This is a genomic window from Streptomyces sp. NBC_01294 (genome assembly GCF_035917235.1).
Taxonomy (GTDB): domain Bacteria; phylum Actinomycetota; class Actinomycetes; order Streptomycetales; family Streptomycetaceae; genus Streptomyces; species Streptomyces caledonius.
Window position 1 is genome coordinate 1271508 of the sequence record NZ_CP108423.1, and the last position, 19692, is coordinate 1291199.

Annotated in this window: 14 protein-coding genes, 1 tRNA gene and 1 pseudogene; 9 read left to right on the forward strand and 7 right to left on the reverse strand. The window is 73.0% G+C overall.

Annotated features, from left to right (window positions below):
• Positions 1-56: 56 nt before the first annotated feature.
• Positions 57-1772: a methionine--tRNA ligase gene (gene metG / locus OG534_RS05930; RefSeq protein ID WP_326587017.1), complete on the reverse strand. Its 1716-nt coding sequence runs from the start codon at positions 1770-1772 to the stop codon at positions 57-59.
• A gap of 482 nt (positions 1773-2254) precedes the next feature.
• Between metG and OG534_RS05935 the strand changes: the two genes are divergently transcribed.
• Positions 2255-2803: a sigma-70 family RNA polymerase sigma factor gene (locus OG534_RS05935; protein WP_326587018.1), complete on the forward strand. Its 549-nt coding sequence runs from the start codon at positions 2255-2257 to the stop codon at positions 2801-2803.
• 794 nt (positions 2804-3597) lie between these two features.
• Positions 3598-4341 (forward strand): annotated as a pseudogene (locus OG534_RS05940) (IclR family transcriptional regulator domain-containing protein); the annotation flags it as partial.
• 417 nt (positions 4342-4758) lie between these two features.
• Here OG534_RS05940 and OG534_RS05945 read toward each other — a convergent pair.
• A tRNA-Leu gene (locus OG534_RS05945) sits at positions 4759-4843 on the reverse strand.
• Between the two features lie 290 nt (positions 4844-5133).
• On the opposite strand from OG534_RS05945, the gene OG534_RS05950 reads away from it, so the two are divergent.
• Positions 5134-6345, forward strand: a complete 1212-nt coding sequence (locus tag OG534_RS05950) for a low temperature requirement protein A (protein WP_326587019.1) — start codon at positions 5134-5136, stop codon at positions 6343-6345.
• Here the strand turns inward: OG534_RS05950 and OG534_RS05955 are convergent.
• Positions 6329-7270 (reverse strand): beta-ketoacyl-ACP synthase III, encoded by a 942-nt coding sequence (locus OG534_RS05955; RefSeq protein WP_326587020.1) that lies wholly within the window; start codon positions 7268-7270, stop codon positions 6329-6331. The two genes, OG534_RS05950 and OG534_RS05955, sit on opposite strands and share 17 nt — an antisense overlap.
• Positions 7271-7487: 217 nt before the next feature.
• Between OG534_RS05955 and fdhD the strand changes: the two genes are divergently transcribed.
• Complete coding sequence (gene fdhD, locus OG534_RS05960; protein WP_326587021.1) at positions 7488-8315, forward strand: formate dehydrogenase accessory sulfurtransferase FdhD; 828 nt, start codon at positions 7488-7490, stop codon at positions 8313-8315.
• Here the strand turns inward: fdhD and OG534_RS05965 are convergent.
• Genes OG534_RS05965 through OG534_RS05975 form a run of 3 tightly spaced genes read right to left on the reverse strand, consistent with a single transcriptional unit; the run spans position 8305 to position 10276 of the window.
• Positions 8305-8781 (reverse strand): hypothetical protein, encoded by a 477-nt coding sequence (locus OG534_RS05965; protein ID WP_326587022.1) that lies wholly within the window; start codon positions 8779-8781, stop codon positions 8305-8307. The genes fdhD and OG534_RS05965 overlap by 11 nt on opposite strands.
• Position 8782: 1 nt before the next feature.
• The gene (locus OG534_RS05970) at positions 8783-9214 is read right to left on the reverse strand and encodes a (2Fe-2S) ferredoxin domain-containing protein (RefSeq protein ID WP_326587023.1); all 432 of its coding nucleotides are present in this window, start codon (positions 9212-9214) and stop codon (positions 8783-8785) included.
• A 9-nt stretch (positions 9215-9223) separates the two neighbouring features.
• Positions 9224-10276, reverse strand: coding sequence for a bile acid:sodium symporter family protein (locus OG534_RS05975; protein ID WP_326593490.1), 1053 nt, complete (start codon positions 10274-10276; stop codon positions 9224-9226).
• A 356-nt stretch (positions 10277-10632) separates the two neighbouring features.
• Between OG534_RS05975 and OG534_RS05980 the strand changes: the two genes are divergently transcribed.
• Positions 10633-11484, forward strand: a complete 852-nt coding sequence (locus tag OG534_RS05980; RefSeq protein ID WP_326587024.1) for a LysR substrate-binding domain-containing protein — start codon at positions 10633-10635, stop codon at positions 11482-11484.
• 486 nt (positions 11485-11970) lie between these two features.
• Entirely contained in the window at positions 11971-13794 is a 1824-nt protein-coding gene (locus tag OG534_RS05985; RefSeq protein WP_326587025.1) for an AMP-dependent synthetase/ligase, read from the forward strand.
• 84 nt (positions 13795-13878) lie between these two features.
• On the opposite strand, the gene OG534_RS05990 is transcribed toward OG534_RS05985, so the two are convergent.
• Positions 13879-14496, reverse strand: a complete 618-nt coding sequence (locus OG534_RS05990) for an HdeD family acid-resistance protein (RefSeq protein WP_326587026.1) — start codon at positions 14494-14496, stop codon at positions 13879-13881.
• 307 nt (positions 14497-14803) lie between these two features.
• On the opposite strand from OG534_RS05990, the gene OG534_RS05995 reads away from it, so the two are divergent.
• Genes OG534_RS05995 through OG534_RS06005 form a run of 3 tightly spaced genes read left to right on the forward strand, consistent with a single transcriptional unit; the run spans position 14804 to position 19599 of the window.
• The gene (locus tag OG534_RS05995) at positions 14804-16072 is read left to right on the forward strand and encodes an ABC transporter substrate-binding protein (RefSeq protein ID WP_326587027.1); all 1269 of its coding nucleotides are present in this window, start codon (positions 14804-14806) and stop codon (positions 16070-16072) included.
• 9 nt (positions 16073-16081) lie between these two features.
• A complete protein-coding gene (locus OG534_RS06000; protein ID WP_326587028.1) occupies positions 16082-18832 on the forward strand; it encodes an ABC transporter permease subunit in 2751 nt (916 codons plus the stop codon).
• Positions 18829-19599 (forward strand): ABC transporter ATP-binding protein, encoded by a 771-nt coding sequence (locus tag OG534_RS06005; RefSeq protein WP_326587029.1) that lies wholly within the window; start codon positions 18829-18831, stop codon positions 19597-19599. The genes OG534_RS06000 and OG534_RS06005 overlap by 4 nt, the downstream gene beginning before the upstream one ends.
• The last annotated feature ends 93 nt before the right edge of the window (positions 19600-19692 follow it).

Sequence of the window (19692 nt, forward strand, 5' to 3'; positions counted from 1 at the left end):
CTCCCAGCGGTGGCTGGGAGAGGGTCGCGCCCCTCACGGAGTTGTCACTCGAAGGCTCAGGCCTCCGGGGAACCGCCGAAGCGCTCGCGGTAGGACTCCAGGTCCTCCTCGGTGACCCGCGCGAAGAGCACCGGCGGCACGGTGAACGGCGTACCGGCCGGGACCGCGTCCAGCGACCTGGCCTGCTCCGGGGTGATCCAGGCGGCCGTGTCGTCGGCGAGCGCGAAGGAGGAGCGCATGGCGCGCGCCGAGGCCGGGATGAACGGCTCGGAGACCACCGAGTAGAGGTGGATCAGGTTCATCGCGGTGCGCAGGGTCAGCGCCGCGCCCTCCAGGTCGGTCTTGACCTCCAGCCAGGGGGCCTTCTCGTCCAGGTAGGCGTTGCCGGCCGACCACAGGGCGCGCAGCGCGGCCGCCGCCTTGCGGTACTGCAGGGCCTCCATGTGGCCCTCGTACTCGGCCAGCAGCTCGGCGATCTGCTCGCCCAGCTTGGCCTCGACCTCGCCGGCGGGGCTGCCGGCGGGGACGTCGTCGCCGAACTTCTTGCGGGAGAAGGTCAGTACGCGGTTGACGAAGTTGCCGAGGGTGCCGCCGAGGTCCTTGTTGACCGTGGCGGCGAAGTGCTCCCACGTGAAGGACGAGTCGTCGGACTCGGGCGCGTTGGCGATGAGGAAGTAGCGCCAGAAGTCGGCCGGGAGGATCTCCAGCGCCTGGTCGGTGAAGACGCCGCGCTTCTGCGAGGTGGAGAACTTGCCGCCGTAGTACGTCAGCCAGTTGAAGGCCTTGACGTAGTCGACCTTCTTCCAGGGCTCGCGGGTGGCCAGCTCGGTGGCGGGGAACATCACCGTGTGGAACGGGACGTTGTCCTTGGCCATGAACTGGGTGTAGCGGACGTCCTCGGCCTCGTACCACCACGCCTTGTAGTCGCGGTTCGCCGGGTCCAGGTCCGACCACTCCTTGGTCGAGCCGATGTACTCGATCGGGGCGTCGAACCAGACGTAGAAGACCTTGCCCTCGGCGGCGAGCTCGGGCCAGGTGTCGGCCGGCACCGGGACGCCCCAGTCGAGGTCACGGGTGATGGCGCGGTCGTGCAGGCCCTCGGTCAGCCACTTGCGGGCGATGGAGGAGGCGAGCTGCGGCCACTCCTCCTCGTGCTCGGCGACCCAGGCCTCGACCTCGTGCTGGAGCTTGGACTGCAGGAGGAACAGGTGCTTGGTCTCGCGGACCTCCAGCTCGGTGGAGCCGGAGATGGCCGAGCGGGGCTCGATCAGGTCCGTGGGGTCCAGGACGCGGGTGCAGTTCTCGCACTGGTCGCCGCGGGCCTTGTCGTAGCCGCAGTGCGGGCAGGTGCCCTCGACGTAGCGGTCCGGCAGGAAGCGGCCGTCGACCGGCGAGTACACCTGCCGGATCGCGCGCTCCTCGATGAAGCCGTTCTCCTGGAGGCGGCGCGCGAAGTGCTGGGTGATCTCGCGGTTCTGCGCGGAGGAGCTGCGGCCGAAGTAGTCGAAGGACAGCTCGAAGCCGTCGTAGACCGCCTTCTGGGCGTCGTGGGCCTGCGCGCAGAACTCGGCGACCGAGATGCCGGCCTCCTTGGCGGCGAGCTCGGCGGGGGTGCCGTGCTCGTCGGTGGCGCAGATGTAGAGGACGTCGTGGCCGCGCTGGCGGAGGTACCGGGAGTACACATCCGCCGGAAGCATCGACCCGACCATGTTGCCCAGGTGCTTGATCCCGTTGATGTACGGAAGCGCGCTGGTGATCAGGTGTCGAGCCATCCTCGGATGCTCCATTTCCTCTGTGCGTACAACGTGACGTGACGGATTGTGAATGCGGTTCATCGTAGCGAACCGCCGAAAGGCCACGCGCCGCATTTGTTCATGGTGGACGTAACGCAAAAGCGAGGGCAGTGACCTCTCCGTCACGGCCCTCGCGATCGGGCCCATGGTACAGCCGGGCGGTGGCAGACCCGACCGGAGGCCGGGCGGCACCGGCATGGGCACCGGCAGCAGCACCGGCAGAGGCACCGGCAGCGGGCATATGCATACGTGCTGGCTGGAGCCCCGCGCGATCGGCATCGATCACGGGCCGATCATCCCCGACCTATTGCTTCCAGCTTTCTTCTCCGCGCCCTCCGAGTGCGCCCGCGCTGCTTTCCTGTTCAGCTCACAGGGGATGAGGTGGAGCGGTGAGCGATGGCGGACCGGAGGAGTCCGGTGGGGCGGTGGGACTACCGAGCCGTCGCCGGCGGCCGACTCCCATGAGCCAGTGGGATCCGACGGCGCGCCTGTCGTACTGGGCCTTCCACGCGAACCGGCGCCCCGCGTACATGCGCTTCGCGTACCTGCAGCTGGGTTCCGACGCGGCGGCGGAGGAAGCGGTGGACGCCGCCTTCGACTCGATCATGGGCGAGTGGCTCCGGATGCTCCACATGGACCGCCTGGACGCCTACGCGTGGACCGTGCTCAAGCAGTGCCTGGTCGACGGGCGGCGCCGGCGCCACCCCTGGCAGCAGCAGCCCGAGCCGATGGACATCAGCGCCTTCGAGGCCGCCCTCAAGGAGGCCCACGCCGACCAGTACGAGGTACTGACGGACACCATCCGCTTCTACTCCGCCGTCTCCCGGCTCGCCGAGCGGCAGCGTGACGCCGTCCTCCTGCGGTACGGGCTCCGGTGCACCCCCGGTGAGGCCGCCGCCGTGATGGGCGTCGACGAGGCCACGGTCCGCTCCTACCTCGGCCAGGCACACCGGCGGCTCGCCCGCCTGCTCGACACGTCCGTCGCATCAGCCGAATCAGCCGAATCATGAACCGGTACGAACGGCAGGGGCGGCAGGACGACCGAGACGGAACCTCCCGCTCCCTGGCCGACTTCCTCGCCCGGGCGGGCGTCCGCGACCGCTACCGGTATTACGACCTCGGGGCGGCCGAGGCCCGCCTGCTGCGCGCCACGCCGCACGCGCGGGTCCCCGGACACCGCGCCCGGCGCCGGTCGGCGTTCGGCTGGAGCGACCCCGCCCGGGACTGCCCGCTCGACGCCGAACGGGCCCGGCGCGACCTCAAGGCCGTCTGCCTGACCTCCGTGTGCGCGCCGAAGGCCGGGACGGACCTCGACGCCTTCCTCGCCTGTGGGCACACGGACCTGGCCGGGGCCGTGGTCTTCGGCTGTCTGCTGCACCTCTCCGGGATGCGCGAAGGCGCCCGCTTCTGGTGGCAGTTCGCCGCCGGTTCCGGGAGCCAGCGCACCTCCGCCGCCGCGTACTGCCTGTTCCTCGACCACTCCCGGCGCGGTGAGCACCACGACGCCCGGCACTGGGCGCGCGAACTGGGCCGGCGCGGCTTCCGCCCGAGCGGCCGACGGGATCTGCGGGAGGTCCGGCTGTGCGCGCAGGCGGCCGTCCTGCGCTACGTCGACCAGCTGGAGGATCCCGATCTGGGCCCGGTGCCGCTGCCCCTGCCCGGGCTCTCCGGAGTGCTGGCCGCGTTCCTGCCGCCCGCCGTCACGGTGTCGGTGGCGGCGCTGCCGGCGCCGGTGGCCGCGCCCAGGCCGGCGGCGGGTCCGCTGCGCCACCCCGCGCTGACGGCGGCGGCCCGCGGGACCGTCGTGCAGGAGGGGACGAGCGAGGCCCTGGCGGAGGCCCGCCGCGCGCTGGCCGTCGTACGGGTCCTGGAGCAGCACCCGTTGGGGGTCCGGGCCGCGCAGCTCGCCCGGGAGTCCGGCCTCGCCGAGGGGGAGCTGCGCCCCCTGCTGTCGATGCTGTGCGAGGAGGAGTACGCGTACCGCCCGGGCGTGGGGGTGTACGGGCGGGGGCCCGCGCTGGACCGGCTCGCCGCCCCCGGCGGCCACGGCCTGGCCGGGCAGCTCCAGCGGACCCTGGCCCTGGCCCGGGACAGCGCGGGGGCCGCGGTCTACCTCAGCCGGTACGCCGAGGGCGAGGTCCGGATCACACAGATGGCGGACGGGCCCGCGACCCCGCCGGTACGGGAGTGGGTCGACTTCCGGGCCGCCGCCCACGCCAGCGCGGTCGGCAAGTGCCTGCTGACCCAGCTCGACCACGACCTCCGCGCCGACCACGTGGCCCGGCACCGGCCCGCCCGGCTCACTCCGCAGACCATCACCGACAGCAGGGCCCTGTTCACCGCCCTGGACGCGGTGGCCCCGGGCGCGCCCGTCTTCGACCTGCTCGAGTACTCCCCCGGGGTCGTCTGCGCGGCCGTCCCGATCGCCACCGGCGAGGCCGCCGGAAGCCTCGCGCTCTCGCTTCCCGCCACCCACGCGCACCGCCTGCGCTCGGCCACCGAGGCCCTGCGCCACAAGGCCGTCCCGATCCTCCTGGCCCTGCTCCTGACCGGCGCCATCCCCCCGGACGCCGCGGATGCCGCGGCCGCCCCGGCCCCGGCGGACGCTCCCGCCGCGGAACCCCCGGCGCAGCCCCTCCCCATGAAGGCCCCGGTCACGCCGGAGACCCTGCGCCACCTCCGGCGCCTCTTCCGCACCCCGCTCACCGGAGGCACGGCCACGGCGGGCGGCCCGCACCTGGTCAGCGACACCACGGCGGCCGCGGCCTACCTCTTCGACGCCGCCCCGGCCACCGACCGGCCCCGCCTGTCCCTGCCCCACACCTTCACGTCGGTGACCCCGGGCAGCCTGACCACGCCGACGGGCCTGGTGGTGCTGGGTACGTGAACGGCCCCGACGGGGGCGGGTCGGAGACGGGGACGGGAAAACAGAAGAACCCCACACGATGTGTGGGGTTCTCGCTTGTGTCCGAGGGGGGACTTGAACCCCCACGCCCGATAAAGGGCACTAGCACCTCAAGCTAGCGCGTCTGCCATTCCGCCACCCGGACCAGGTGGTCGGCCCCGGTTTCCCGCGGCGACATGGACAACAATAGCAAAGGATCGGCGGGGTTCCGACCACATTTCCGAGCGGTGGGCGTCCGCCACGCCGGGCTGACCTGCACGCATGCACTGATGGCCGCAGCGAGACGGGATGTCTCGCGGCAGTGCGGGCGGTCGGGCGGCCCCGTCCGAAAGGGCGTCGCGCGGTCCCCGCCGCCTTCCGGATCCTGATACCGGCTGGACATGAGGAGCGCCGGGGCGGTCGGATGGCCGGGCACACATCCGGGGGGAGCCGCGCATGGAAACCGAGCACCGCGTCAGCACGCTGGAGCTGTTCTTCGACCTCGTCTTCGTCTTCACCATCACGCAGTTGACGGTGCTTCTGGCCGACGACCTGAGCCTGCGGGGCGCGGGGCAGGTGGTGTTGATCTTCACCGTGCTGTTCTGGATGTACGGGGGCTACGCGCACCTGACCAACCAGGTGCCGCCGGACCGGACCGTCCGGCGGGTGCTGCTGATGCTGGCCATGGGGGCGTTCCTGGTGTGCGCCCTGGCCGTGCCCACCGCTTTCGGGGCGGGCGGCATCGCCTTCGGCCTCGGGTACCTGCTGGTGGTCCTGGTTCACAGCGCGCTGTTCACGCAGGCGCACGGGCGCGGGGTGCTGTGGTTCGCGCTGCCCAACGCCCTGTGCGCGCTGTCGGTGACGGCCGCCGGGTTCTTCGACGGGCTGCCGGCCTGGGGGCTGTGGATGCTGGCGCTGCTGCTCCAGTTCGTGACGCCCGTGGTCGTGCAGCGGGTCGCGGCGAGCGGCTCGGCGGGCAGCTCGGTGGAGGCCGAAGCGGAGGCGAAGCCCGAGGCGGCCGAGCAGACGGTCGGCGACCAGCTCGGCGGAATGAACGCGGCGCACCTGGTGGAGCGGCACGGCCTGCTGCTGATCATCGTCTTCGGCGAGTCCGTGATCGCGATCGGCATCGGGGTGGGCTCGCTGCCCCTGTCCTTCGGCATCGCGGGCGGGGCGTTCCTGGCCCTGACGATCGCGTCCGCGATGTGGTGGATGTACTTCGTGCGCGACGAGGGCCGGGCCGAGGAGGTCTTCGCGCGGACCCCGCCGGAGCGGCGTTTCAAGCTGGCGATGGTCGCGTACTACTACGCCTTCCTGCCCATGCTCCTGGGCATCGCCGTCTTCGCGGCGGGCGTGAAGAAGACCATCGGGCACCTCGGCGAGCACCTGCACACCGGCCCGGCGGTCGCGCTGGCGGGCGGGGTCGCCCTGTACCTGGCGGGTGACCTGGCCTTCCGTGCGGCGCTGGGCATCGGGCCGGCCCGGTACCGCGCGGCGGCACTGGTGCTCGCGCTCGCCACCGTCCCCGTGGGCACGGGGTGGACGGGAGCCGGCCAGCTGGTGGCCCTGGGGTGCGTCCTGGTCGGCGCACTGGTCGCCGAGGGCGGCCGCTCCCCCGCCGCACCGGCGGGGGGAACGGCCGCGGCGGCCGTCACGGGCAGCGGATGACCTGGCCGGCGTAGGAGAGGTTGCCGCCGAAGCCGAAGAGGAGGACCGGGGCGCCGGAGGGGATCTCGCCGCGCTGGACCAGCTTCGACAGGGCCATCGGGATGCTGGCGGCCGAGGTGTTGCCGGAGTCGATGACATCGCGGGCGACGACGGCGTTGACGGCGCCGATCTTGGCGGCGAGCGGTTCGATGATCCGCAGGTTCGCCTGGTGGAGGACGACCGCGGCCAGTTCCTCCGGGGCGACTCCGGCCTTCTCGCACACCTTGCGGGCGAGCGGCGGGAGCTGGCTGGTGGTCCAGCGGTAGACGGACTGGCCCTCCTGCGCGAAGACCGGCGGGGAGCCCTCGATCCGCACGGCATTGCCCATCTCGGGGACCGATCCCCACAGCACCGGGCCGATGCCCGGCTCCTCGCAGGCCTCGACGATGGCCGCGCCCGCCCCGTCGCCCGTGAGGACGCAGGTGGAGCGGTCGTTCCAGTCGGTGATCTCGGTCATCTTGTCGGCGCCGATGACCAGGGCGCGGGTGGCGGAGCCGGCCCGGATGGCGTGGTCGGCGGTGGCCAGGGCGTGGGTGAAGCCCGAGCAGACGACGTTGATGTCCATCACGGCGGGGCTGCCGCCCATGCCCAGCTTGGCGGCGACGCGCGCGGCCATGTTGGGGGAACGGTCGATCGCGGTGGAGGTGGCGACCAGGACGAGGTCGATGTCGTCCGGGCTCAGGCCGGCGCCGGCCAGCGCCTTGCCCGCCGCCTGGTAGGCCAGCTCGTCCACCGGCTCGTCCGGGCCCGCCATGTGGCGGGTGCGGATGCCGACGCGGGACCGGATCCACTCGTCGGTGGTGTCCACCATGGCCGCGAGGTCCTCGTTGGTGAGCACTCTGGCGGGCTGGTAGTGCCCTAGCGCCACCACTCGTGAACCGGTCATGGGCGGGGTCCCCCCTTGTACGGAAGTCAGGATCACCCAGCTTCGCCTGCTACTGGTGGGTACGTGTGCGTGTGACCCGACAGGAATCCGGCCCCGGATTTTGGAGATTCCCGAGGATCTCCCTGCCGGGGACGTGGGCGTAAGCGGAACCAGGACAATGAGCAGGTCGGATACCGACGAGAACCGAGGCGAGAACAGAAGGGGTGGGCTGATCACCATGGGACGGGTCACCGAGCGCCGTCGCGTCGTCCGGATCCGGAACGGCGGGGCGGGCGTCCGCCCGGACACACTGGTGGCCGAGGAGCCGCTGGAGATACGGCTGAACGGCAGGCCGCTGGCCATCACGATGCGCACGCCGGGTGACGACTTCGCCCTGGCGGTGGGCTTCCTGGTGAGCGAGGGGGTGCTCGGCGCCGCCTCGGACGTCCAGGCCGTCACCTACTGCGAGGGGGCGACCGAGGACGGTTCCAACACCTACAACGTGGTGAACGTGCAGCTGGCCGCCGGGGTCCCCGTTCCGGACATCACGCTGGAGCGCAACGTCTACACCACCTCCTCGTGCGGCCTGTGCGGCAAGGCCAGCCTGGACGCGGTCCGGACCGCGACCCGCTTCCCGGGGATCGCCGCCGATCCGGTACGGGTCCCCGTGGAGGTCCTCACCGAGCTCCCGGACCGGCTGCGAGCGGCCCAGAAGGTCTTCGACCGCACGGGCGGGCTGCATGCGGCCGGGCTGTTCACGGCGCAGGGCGAGCTGCTGGACCTGCGGGAGGACGTGGGCCGGCACAACGCGGTGGACAAGATCATCGGCCGTGCGTTCCAGGCGGGCCGGCTCCCGCTGACGGGCGCGGTCCTGCTGGTGTCGGGCCGCGCCTCCTTCGAGCTCGTACAGAAGGCCGTGATGGCGGGCATCCCGCTCCTGGCGGCCGTCTCCGCACCGTCCTCGCTGGCGGTGGACCTGGCACTGGAGTCGGGCATGACCCTGGTCGGCTTCCTGCGGGGCCCGGACATGAACATCTACGCGGGCGAGGAGCGGATCACCCTGTAGCGGCGCGCCGGAACCGCTCCACGGCGCCGCTCTCGTAGCCGAGGAACGTGGCCCACACGTCGCTGCCGTCGCCCGTGGCGCCCTCCTTGCCGGTGCCGTGCAGCGTGAACCAGTTGTCGCAGGCCTGTACCGCGGGCGTTCCGTCGACGGGGAACTTGATCAGGATCTGGATACCCGGATCCTCGTCGGAGTGCCGATCGATGATCCAGCTGCCCTCGCCGGTGAGCACGGCCCGCTTCGGGCCTGGGGTGCATGGCCAGCCCGAGAGCTCCGCGAGGCGGACCCGGCCGTCGGCCAGCACCTCGAGCCGGCCTCCGCGGTCGCCCTGCCACGTGCCGGTGACGTCCTCCGCCGTCAGCGGAACGAAGGGTTTGCCGTCCCTCAGGTCGAGGGACAGGGCCAGAAGGATCACCAGACCGACAAACAGGCCGAACAGCACGACCACCACGCGGGCAAGGTTCTGCACCTCATCGCCCCCGGCGGGAGCGGCGTGTGGAGGCCTCGGCCGGCTTCGGGGTCGGCGGGTCGATGCGGTGGAGGTCCAGGGTGGCCGGGAGCGGGGTGGAGCCCGGGCCGCCGGATTCGGCCCAGGCGATGATCTCGTCGGTCGCGGTGTCGTCCAGGGCCCAGCCGAACCACACCGCGCGGGCGCCGCGGCGGCGGGCTTCGGTGGTGGGCTGGACCACGATGACGTTGGCCTGGGCGCACGGCCCGAGGCATTCGCTCGTACGGACGGCCAGGCGGCCCCCGGAGGCGGCCGCGGCCTCGCGCAGCCGGGCGAGTTGGCCGTCGTGGTCGGTGCCGGGGTTCTTGCGGGGGTCGCCGCAGCAGCAGCCGCGGCAGACCACCAGGGTGCAGGGGCGTTCGGCGTGCGCGCCGAGCGGGCGTATCCAGGTCACTACCGCACGTTAACGGCCCCGGGGAGCGGGGTGTTGGGTCGGGGGCGAGACCTCCGCCACACGGTCTGGCCCACGCTCCGCCGCGTGTTCGGGCTCGGGATCGCGGGCGCGGCGGCGGGCGATGACCGCGCAGACCATCAGCTGCATCTGGTGGAAGAGCATCAGCGGGAGCACGGCCAGGCCTGCCTGGGCCCCGAACAGCACGCTGGCCATGGGGAGTCCGGCGGCCAGGCTCTTCTTCGACCCGGCGAACTGGATGGCGATGCGGTCCGCGCGGCCGAAGCCGAGGCGGGCCGCGCCGTACCAGGTGGCGATGAGCATGACGGCGAGGAGTGCGGCCTCCACCAGCAGCAGGGCGGCAAGCTGCGGGAGGCTGACCTGGTGCCAGATGCCCGCGGCCACGCCCGCGCTGAACGCGGCGTAGACGACGAGCAGGATCGAGCCGCGGTCGACGTAGCCGAGGACCTGCTTGTGGCGGACGAGGAAGCCGCCGATCCAGCGGCGCAGGGCCTGGCCGAGGAGGAAGGGGAGCAGGAGCTGGAGGGTGATCTTGAGGACGGAGTCGGGGGAGAAGCCGCCCGCGTCCGCGCCGAGCAGGGCCGCGGCGAGGAGCGGGGTGAGGACGATGCCGGCCAGGCTGGAGAAGGAGCCGGCGCAGATCGCGGCGGGGACGTTGCCGCGGGCGATCGAGGTGAAGGCGATGGAGGACTGGACGGTCGAGGGAACCAGGCAGAGGAAGAGGAGGCCGACGTACAGCGGGGGTGTGAGGAGGCCGGGGACGAGGCCGCGGGCGGCCAGGCCGAGGAGCGGGAAGAGCAGGAAGGTGCAGGCGAGCACGGTGAGGTGGAGCCGCCAGTGGCGCAGGCCTTCGAGGGCCTCGCGGGTGGAGAGCCGGGCGCCGTAGAGGAAGAAGAGCAGGGCCACGGCCGCGGTGGAGGCGCCGTCGGCGACGGTGGCGGCCGTGCCGCGGGCGGGCAGCAGGGCGGCGAGGCCGACGGTGCCGAGGAGGACCAGGATGTACGGGTCCAGGGGCAGCCGGGCGGGGAAGTGCGGGCGGCGCATGTGCGGGGTGCTCACTTGCTGTCGGGGCGGGTGGTGTCGGTGGGGCGGGGGCGGTGGCCGGTGGAGCGGTGACCCGTGGGGCAGTGGCCGGTCAGCGGGGCCGGTGGAGCGGTGGCCGGTCGGGCAGTGGCCGGTGGAGCAGTGGCCGGTGGAGCAGTGGCCGGTCGGGCGGTGGTGCAGGAGGCGTGTCGGGGCGGGTGGTCGTGGGGGGTCGTGGCGCAGGGGCGGGTGGTGCGCGGTGCGGCCGATGCCCTGGGGTGCTCCCCCATGGTCGGGGTTCGAGTGGTGATCGGGAAACCTGCACACTGCACTCACTGTCATCACGATCCGCGATGGGCGCGGCTAGCATGGGCGGTATGTACGACCCCGTCCAGCTGCGCACCTTCCTCACGGTGGCCCAGACGCTCAGCTTCACGCAGGCCGCGGGGCGGCTCGGCGTACGGCAGTCCACGGTCAGCCAGCACGTGCGGCGGCTGGAGGAGGCGACCGGGCGGCCGCTGTTCGTCCGGGACACGCACAGCGTCGAGCTGACGGAGGACGGCGAGGCGCTGCTCGGCTTCGCGCGGACGATCCTGGAGGCGCACGAGCGCGCGGCGGCCTTCTTCACGGGGACGCGGCTGCGGGGGCGGCTGCGCTTCGGGGCCTCGGAGGACTTCGTGCTGACGCGGCTCCCGGAGATCCTCGAAGCGTTCCGGCACGAGCACCCCGAGGTGGATCTGGAGCTGTCGGTGGAGCTGTCGGGGACGCTGCACGAGCGGCTGGACGCGGGGCGCCTCGACCTGGTGCTCGCGAAGCGGCGGGGGCCGGGGGACGAGCGGGGCCGCCTCGTCTGGCGGGACCGGATGGTGTGGATCGGCGCGGAGGGGCTGCGGGTGGACCCGGAGCGCCCGGTCCCGTTGATCGTCTTCCCGCCGCCGGGCATCACCCGGGCCCGCGCGCTGGAGGTGCTGGAGCGGGACGGGCGGGCGTGGCGGATCGCGTGCACGAGCGGCAGCCTGAGCGGTCTGATCGCGGCGGCGCGGGTCGGACTGGGCGTGATGGCGCACACCCGGGGGCTGATCCCGCCGGGCCTGGTGCGGGTCGGCGGGCTGCCGGAGCTGGGGCCGGTGGAGTTCGCGCTGCTCCGCGGGCCGCGCGCCTCCGCCGCCGCGGAGGCCTTGGCCGCGGCCGTTCTGTCCGGTGCGGACCGGCTCAGCCGCACCGGCTGAGCCGGTCACACTCCCGCCGTCGGCCGGTCGCCCCACCCCGCCCACCGGCCGCTCTCACCCACCGCCGGCCGGTCCCACACCGCCGACGCCCGGTCCCACCGGCCGCCGGTCGGTCCCACCCCGCCGCGGACCGCCGCCCCGACACGGACCGCCCCCACCCGCCCGACGCGGACCGCCCCACCCCCGACACCGCCCGTCACACCCCCGCCGCCGCCCGGGTCACCCGCCGCCCCCGACCGTCGCACCACGGGCACCGGCGGGTCACACCCCCGGCAGCGGCGGGCCGTACCACCGGCACCGCACCCGGCACCCTTCCGCACCGCCCGGGCGCGCCTCCGCGCCGAGCCGCTTCCCACCCCGAACCCCGCACGTCAAAGGCTTAGGGGGCGTGATCACTGGGGAGGTCTTGTGGAGGTATCCGAACGCCCGTCAAGCCCCCTTGACCGTGAGGTACGTTCACCGCGGCGCGCGGAGAGGAGCGGGGCCTTGCACGAGATCACCGTCCCACCGGTCGTCACGGGCGCGCCCGTCGGCGGGCTGGCCGACGTCGTCTTCGAGCACGCCCGCCAGGAGCCGGACCGGGTGGTGCTCGGCCGCAAGACCGACGGGGTCTGGCGGGACGTGACATCCGGGCAGCTGGCCGCCGAGGTGCTCGCGCTCGCCAAGGGGCTGCTGGCGCAGGGGGTGCGCTTCGGGGACCGGGTCGCCGTCATGTCCCGTACCCGGTACGAGTGGACGCTCTTCGACTTCGCACTGTGGGCGATCGGCGCCCAGCCCGTGCCCGTCTACCCGACGTCGTCCACCGAGCAGGTGTACTGGATCCTGTACGACACCGACTGCACGGCCTGCGTCGTCGAGAACGAGGACCAGGCCATGACGGTGGGCTCGGTCATCGACCGCCTCCCCCACCTGCGCAGGCTGTGGCAGCTCGACGCCGGGGCCGTGGATGGGCTCGTCTCCGACGGCCGCGGGGTCGCCGAGGACGTCGTGCACCGCCATCGCGGCGCCGTGACCCCGGACGCGACCGCCACGGTCATCTACACCTCCGGGACCACCGGCCGCCCCAAAGGGTGCGTGCTCACGCACGCCAACTTCATGTACGAGGCCGACACCCTGGTGACCCGCTGGGAGTCCGTGTTCCAGGCCCGCCAGGGCGACCGGCCGTCCACCCTGCTGTTCCTGCCGCTGGCGCACGTCTTCGGGCGGATGGTGGAGGTGGCCGCCGTCCGGGCGCGTGTCAAGCTCGGGCACCAACCCATGCTGGTGGCCTCCGAGTTGCTGCCGGACCTCGCCGCCTTCCAGCCGACCTTCGTGCTCGGCGTCCCGTACGTCTTCGAGAAGGTCTTCGCGGCCGCTCGCCGCAAGGCCGAGGCGGAGGGGCGCACCGGACCCTTCGACCGGTCGGTGGAGACGGCCGTGCGCTACGCGGAGGCACGCGAGCGCAAGGCCTTCGGCCTCGGGCCGGGGCCCTCCGCCGCCCTGCGCATGGAGCACCAGCTCTTCGAGAAGCTCGCCTACGGGAAGGTCCGCGAGGCGATGGGCGGCCGGGTGCGGTACGCCATGTCGGGCGGGTCGGCGATGTCGCGCCGCCTCGGGCTGTTCTTCGAAGGCGCCGGGATCACGGTGTTCGAGGGATACGGCCTGACCGAGTCGTGCGCGGCGGCCACCGCGAACCCGCCGGGGGCGACGAAGTACGGCACGGTGGGCCCGCCGATTCCGGGCAGCACCGTGCACATCGCGGACGACGGGGAGGTCTGGCTGCACGGCGGCCACATCTTCTCCGGGTACCTCAACGACCCCGACTCCACGGACGCCGTGCTGCGCGGCGGCTGGCTGGCGACCGGGGACCTGGGGCGGCTCGACGAGGACGGCTACCTCACCATCACCGGGCGCAAGAAGGAGATCCTGGTGACCTCCAGCGGCAAGAGCGTCGCGCCGGCCGCGCTGGAGGAGCGGGTCCGTTCGCACCCGCTGGTGTCGCAGTGCGTGCTGGTGGGCAATGACCGGCCGTACATCGCCGCCCTGCTCACCCTGGACATGGAGGGGATCGCGCACTGGCTGTCGATGCGCGGCCGGCCCCAGTTGCCCGCGGCGGACCTGGTGCACGATCCGGACCTGACGGCGGAGGTGCGCCGGGCGGTGGTCGCGGCCAACACGCTGGTCTCGCAGGCCGAGGCGATCCGCACGTTCCGCGTGCTGGCGGAGGAGTTCACGGAGGAGCGGGGGCTGCTGACGCCCTCGCTGAAGCTCAAGCGCCGGGCGATCGAGAAGGCGTACGCGAAGGAGGTCGCGGCCCTCTACGAGTCCTGAGCGGGGCCGAGAACAGGCCCCGCGTACGGGCCGGGTCCCCGGCGCCCGGCACGGGCCGGTCCCCGAGGCCCGGCCCGGCGGTCTTTACCGTGGTGCGGGGGGCGCGGCTGTCCGGCGGGTGGCGGAGCGCAGCGCGAAGGCCATCACGACCTCGAACACGCCGAGCAGGACAAGCCATAGGCCCAGCAGGCGCGTCAGGGCGACCGCGGAGTCCACCGGGAAGCAGAGCACGACGATTCCGGCGACCGTGCCGAGGGCGCCCAGGCCGAAGAGCAGGCCGCGGTGCAGGACCCCGCGGTCGGCGATCGCGACGTACGCCGTGAGCACTCCGGTCAGCAGCCAGAACACCCCGACGATCAGGGACAGCGCGCCGATCGTCTGCATCGGATGGCGCAGCACCAGGACGCCCGCCAGGAACGCCAGTATGGCGATCAGGACGCCCGCCAGTCTGCTGCCGCCCCCGTCGCTGCTGTGCGAGAAGGCCGAGACGAAGCGGAAGCCGCCCGCCACCAGGAGCTGCAGGCCGATGATCACGGCCAGGATGTGCAGCGTCTCGTCGGGCCAGACGAGCACCAGGATGCCCGGGATCAGGGTCGCGAGGGCGAATCCGAGTGCCCAGTGCCATGAGCCTCCGAGCTGCTTGAGCACGTCCTCGGGGTCGCTCTGCGTGTGCTGCGGTGCCGCGTCGGGGGGTACGGTCATCACGCCTCCCGGGCCGGCCGGACAGCGCCCGCAGGGGTACCACGAGGCCGCCGGACATACCGTATGAACCTTTCCAGCCTATTTTAGCCCGGTACGGTACGGCTTGCCGCTCCGGCGGGTGGGGCGTCGCATCCGGGCCGGGGAGGCCGGCCCGACACGCCACCCACCTTGCCGCCGCAGGTCCCGGCGCCTTCCCGGCCACCCTCGCCCATAACTGACGGTCCGTCATTTCTCTTTGCCGTGGATATTGACGGTGCGTCAGGTCGCGCACAGAATGCGGGGATTCCGACCGGAGGGGATCCCCGACATGTTGCGACCGATCCGCACCCTGGCCGCCGCGGCAGCGGCCCTCGCACTCGTCTCCGCCTGCAACTCCGCCTCCACCAACGGCACCAGCCCCGGCACACCCGGGGACGCGCCCGGCAACTCCCGCGGGGTGACCGCCGACTCGATCAAGGTCGGCGGGATCGTGTCGATGACCACCGCCAGCGGCTACAGCAAGAAGGACACCGACCTCGGCGCCAAGGCCCGCTACCTCAGAGCCAACGCCGAGGGCGGAATCAACGGCCGCAAGATCGACTACATCGGCGCGGAGGACGACGGCCAGGACCCCGCGAAGAACATGGCGGCCGCCCGCAAGCTCGTCCAGCAGGACAAGGTCTTCGCCGTCTCCCCGATGAGCTCGGTGACCTTCTCCGGAGCCGACTTCCTGGAGCAGGAGAAGGTCCCCACCTTCGGCTGGGGCACCCTCCCCTCCTTCTGCGGACCCAAGTACATCTACGGCTTCAACGGCTGTCTGGTCCCCACCCCCGGCGGCACCCTGAACCAGACCTGGCCCGAGGGCATCGCCCAGATCCTCGGCGGGGCCCAGGGCAAGTCGGTCGCGATCATCGCGAACGACAGCGACGCCGGGAAGTTCGGCATCCGCACCTTCCAGCAGGGCTTCACCAGCGCCGGCTTCAAGGTCTCCTACGCCAAGGCCTCCGTACCGGGCACCGCCGTCCCGAGCGACTGGTCCGCGTACGTGAAGGAGATCCTCACCGGCAACGACGGCAAGGCCCCGGACGCGGTCGTCTCCGTCATGCAGACCCCCAACAACATCGGGCTCTTCACCGCCCTCAAGCGCAGCGGGTACAAGGGGCTGCTCTCCGACCCCACCGACTACGACCCGGGACTGCTCGCCCAGGACGCCACCAAGCAGGCGCTCGACGGGGTGCACGTGCTGCTGCAGTTCCAGCCGTTCGAGTCGACCGATCCGAAGATGGCGCAGTTCAAGGCCGACATCAAGGCGGCCGCGGGCGGCAAGGAAGTACCGCTCAACATGCACATGCTGACCGGGTACATGTCGGCCGACCTGTTCGTGTCGATCGCGCAGAAGGCGGGCAAGGACCTGACCGTCGAGTCCTTCCAGAGCGCCGCGCAGGGCTTCTCCGACACCGGCACGCTCGTCGGCGACCGCGCGGAACCCAAGGGGCAGAAGGACAGCTTCGGCTGCGGAGCGCTCGTCCAGCTGAAGAACGGCGCGTACGAGGTCTCCGTCCCGTTCAAGTGCTACGAGCCCATCCCCTTCAAGTAGGGCCGCGGCATGGGAGATCTGCTCGTCTTCGTCCTGAGCGGTCTGGTCTCGGGCGCCCTGTACGCACTGCTCGCCACCGGGCTGGTGCTGTCGTACTCGGCGTCCGGGCTGTTCAACTTCGCGCACGGGGCCACCGCCTACCTGTGCGCGCTCACCTTCTACGAGCTGCACTCGGGGCTGGGCTGGCCGGCCGTCCCGGCGGCGCTGCTGGTGGTGTGCGTCCTGGCCCCCGGTCTCGGCTGGGGGCTGGACCGGCTGATGTTCCGGCGGCTCGCGCGGGTCGGGGAGACGGCGCAGATCGTGGCGACCATCGGGCTGCTGGTGGCGCTGCCGGCCGCCGGGCTGTGGCTGGTGGAGCTGCTGGCGCAGGCCGGTGCGCCGGTGAAGCCGGCGGAGAACCAGTTCGGGCTGCCGGGGGTGGGGCCGAGTCCCGCGAAGTCCTGGCAGATCGCCGACGGCGTCGGCATCGACTCCGACCAGCTGATCACGTGGGTGGTGACGGCGCTGGTGGCGGTGGCGCTGTGGGTGCTGATGCGGCACACACGCCTCGGGCTGCAGCTGCGGGCCGCCGTCGACAACCGCTCGCTGACGGAACTGCGCGGGATCAGCGCCGACCGGCTGTCGTCGGTGGCGTGGATGATCGCGTCGGGGCTGGCCGGGCTGGCGGGTGTGCTCGCGACGCCGCTGCTGGGGCTGTCGGCGCACGACTTCACGCTGTTCCTGTTCGTCTCGGCGACGGCGGCGGTCATCGGCCGGTTCGCGTCCGTGCCGCTCGCGTTCGCGGGCGGGCTGGGGCTGGGGGTCCTGCAGAACCTGGTGGCCGGGTACGCCTCCTTCGCCGAGGGCATCACCGGCTTCCGGACGGCGGTGCCCTTCCTGATCCTGTTCGGCGGGCTGCTGGTGCTGACCCGCAGGGCGCGGGCGGCGGGTGTCGCGGCCGTGGACGCGCCGCCCGTGGACCATCTGGCCGGGGCGTCGTGGGGGCGCCGATGGGGGGTGTGGGCAGGGGCCGGCGGACTGCTGTGCGTGGCCTTCTACACCGTCACGACTCCCTTCTGGAGCGGGCTGCTGGCGCAGGGGCTGGCCATCGCGCTGGTGTTCATGTCCTTCACCGTGGTGACCGGGCTGGGGGCGATGGTGTCGCTGGCGCAGGGCACCATCGTGACCGGGGCGGCGCTCGTGGCCGGCCTGCTCATGAGCCGGGGCTGGCCGTTCGTGGCGGCGCTGGCGGTGGGCACGTGCGCGGCGGCGCTGCTGGGGGCGCTGGTCGCGCTGCCGGCGCTGCGGCTGGGGGGCCGGTCCCTGGCGCTGGCCACGCTGGCGCTGGCGTTCCTGGCCGACCAGGTGCTGTTCCAGCTGAGGTGGCTGCGCAACGGCGACACGGGGTGGTCGATCCCGCGGCCGGTGTTCGGGCCGGTGGACCTGTCCGACGACCGGGCGCTGGGGGTGGCCCTGGTCGTCCTGGCCGCGCTGGTCGCCGCGGGGCTGAGCGCCCTGCGGAACTCCCCGTCGGGGCGGGCGATGCTGGCGGTGCGGTCGGCCCCGGCTGCGGCGGTGGCCTCGGGGGTGTCCGTGCTGCGCACGAAGCTGCTGCTGTTCACGCTGTCGGCGGGGCTGGCCGGGTTCGGGGGCGTGATGTACGCGTCGTACAACACCCGGATCACGGCCACGGACTTCACGGCGATGACGGGGCTGGTGTGGCTGGCGGTGGTCGTGGCGGCGGGGGTCCGGCGGCCGCAGTACGCGGTGGTGGCGGGGCTCGTGTTCGCGGTGGCCCCGCGGCTGCTGTCCGACTACGTGACGGAGTCCGCGCACCTGCCGGTGATCCTGTTCGGCCTGGCGGGGTTGGCCCTGGCCAATGACCCGGACGGGTACTGCGCGGCGGTGCCGGTGCGCTTGGCGAAGCGGCGGGCGGCGGGCGAACCGGGGCTCCGCCCCGGACCCCGCTCCTCGAACGCCGGAGGGGCTGAAGAAGCGGCCTCGCCGGCGTTCGAGGCGCGGGGGTTCGGGGGCGGAGCCGGGGGCGGAGCCCCCGCAGGGGCCACGCCCCCCACGCCCGCCCAACCCGCGCCCGCCCTCGTGCTGCGCGGCGTGGCGGCCGGGTACGACGGGGGGCTCGTGCTGCACGGGGTCGACCTCACCGTCCGCAAGGGGGAGATCCTCGCCGTGCTCGGGCCCAACGGGGCCGGGAAGAGCACGGCCTGCCGGGTGGCCGCCGGCTCGCTGCCCGTCACGGGCGGAGCGGTGTACGTGGCCGGGCGGGACGCCACCCGCGACGGCGCCGTGCGGCGCGCCCGGGCCGGGGTGCTGCTCGCCCCCGAAGGGCGCGGGATCTTCCCCGCGCTCACCATCGAGGAGAACCTGGCCCTGTACCTCAAGGAGGCCGATGCACGGGCCGCCGTCTACGCCCGCTTCCCCCGCCTCGCGGAGCGGCGCGGGATCCCCGCCGGGGCCCTGTCCGGCGGGGAGCAGCAGATGCTGGCCCTGGCACCTCTACTGCAGCGGCCGCCCGAGGTGCTGATCGCCGACGAGCCGTCCCTCGGGCTCGCCCCGCGCGTGGTGGAGGAGGTGTACGCGCTGCTCACCGAGCTCCGCGACGCCGGGACCGCCCTGCTCCTGGTGGAGGAGAAGGCCGCGGAGATCCTGGGCATCGCCGACACCGTGGCCTACCTCTCCCAGGGCCGGGTCTCCTGGTGCGGCCCCCGGGCCGAGGTGGAGGCGGACCGGCTCACCGAGGCCTACCTGGGGATGGGGACATGAGCGGCTACGTGCTGGAAGCCCGTGGTGTCGGCGTGCGCTTCGGCGGCGTACGGGCGCTCGCCGGGGTGGACCTCGGGATCCGGGCGGGCGAGGTGTGCGGGCTGATCGGTCCGAACGGGGCCGGGAAGACCACGCTGTTCGACGTCCTGTCGGGGATCCGCCGCCCCGACCAGGGGCGGATCGTTCTGGACGGGTCCGACATCACCCGCCGCTCCCCCGTCTGGCGGGCCCGGCACGGGATGCGGCGGACGTTCCAGCGGCAGCAGCTGTTCGGGCAGCTCAGCGTGGCCGACAACGTGCTGGTGGCGCAGGAGTGGCGGGGCGGCGGGGGCGGGCTGGCCGCCGACCTCCTCGCGCTCCCGTCCCGGCGGGCCCGGGAGCGTGCGCGCCGGGTCCGCGGCGAGCGGGTGCTGGCCGACTGCGGGATCGGCGCGCTCGGGACCTCGTACGCGGGTGGGCTGCCCGTCGGGCAGGCCCGGATGGTCGAGATGGCCCGGGCGGTGGCCGATCCGCCCCGGGTGCTGCTGCTGGACGAGCCCGCGTCGGGCATGTCGGCGCCCGAGCGCGAGCAGCTCGCGGCGGTGGTCCGGCGGCTGGCGGAGCAGGAGGGCTGTGCGGTGCTGCTGGTCGAGCACAACGTGGCCTTCGTGATGGACCTCTGCACGCGGGTCGTCGTCCTGGACCTCGGGACGGTGCTGGCCGAGGGCACGGCGGCCGAGGTGCGGGCGGACCCGCTCGTGCGGGAGGCGTACCTCGGGACCGCGTGAGACGAATCCCCCTGTACGGCGTCCGGGGCTCGTCGGGATGACGGGATGGCGGGAATACGTCGTACGAGGGGCCGGTTGTCGCCCCTCGTACGA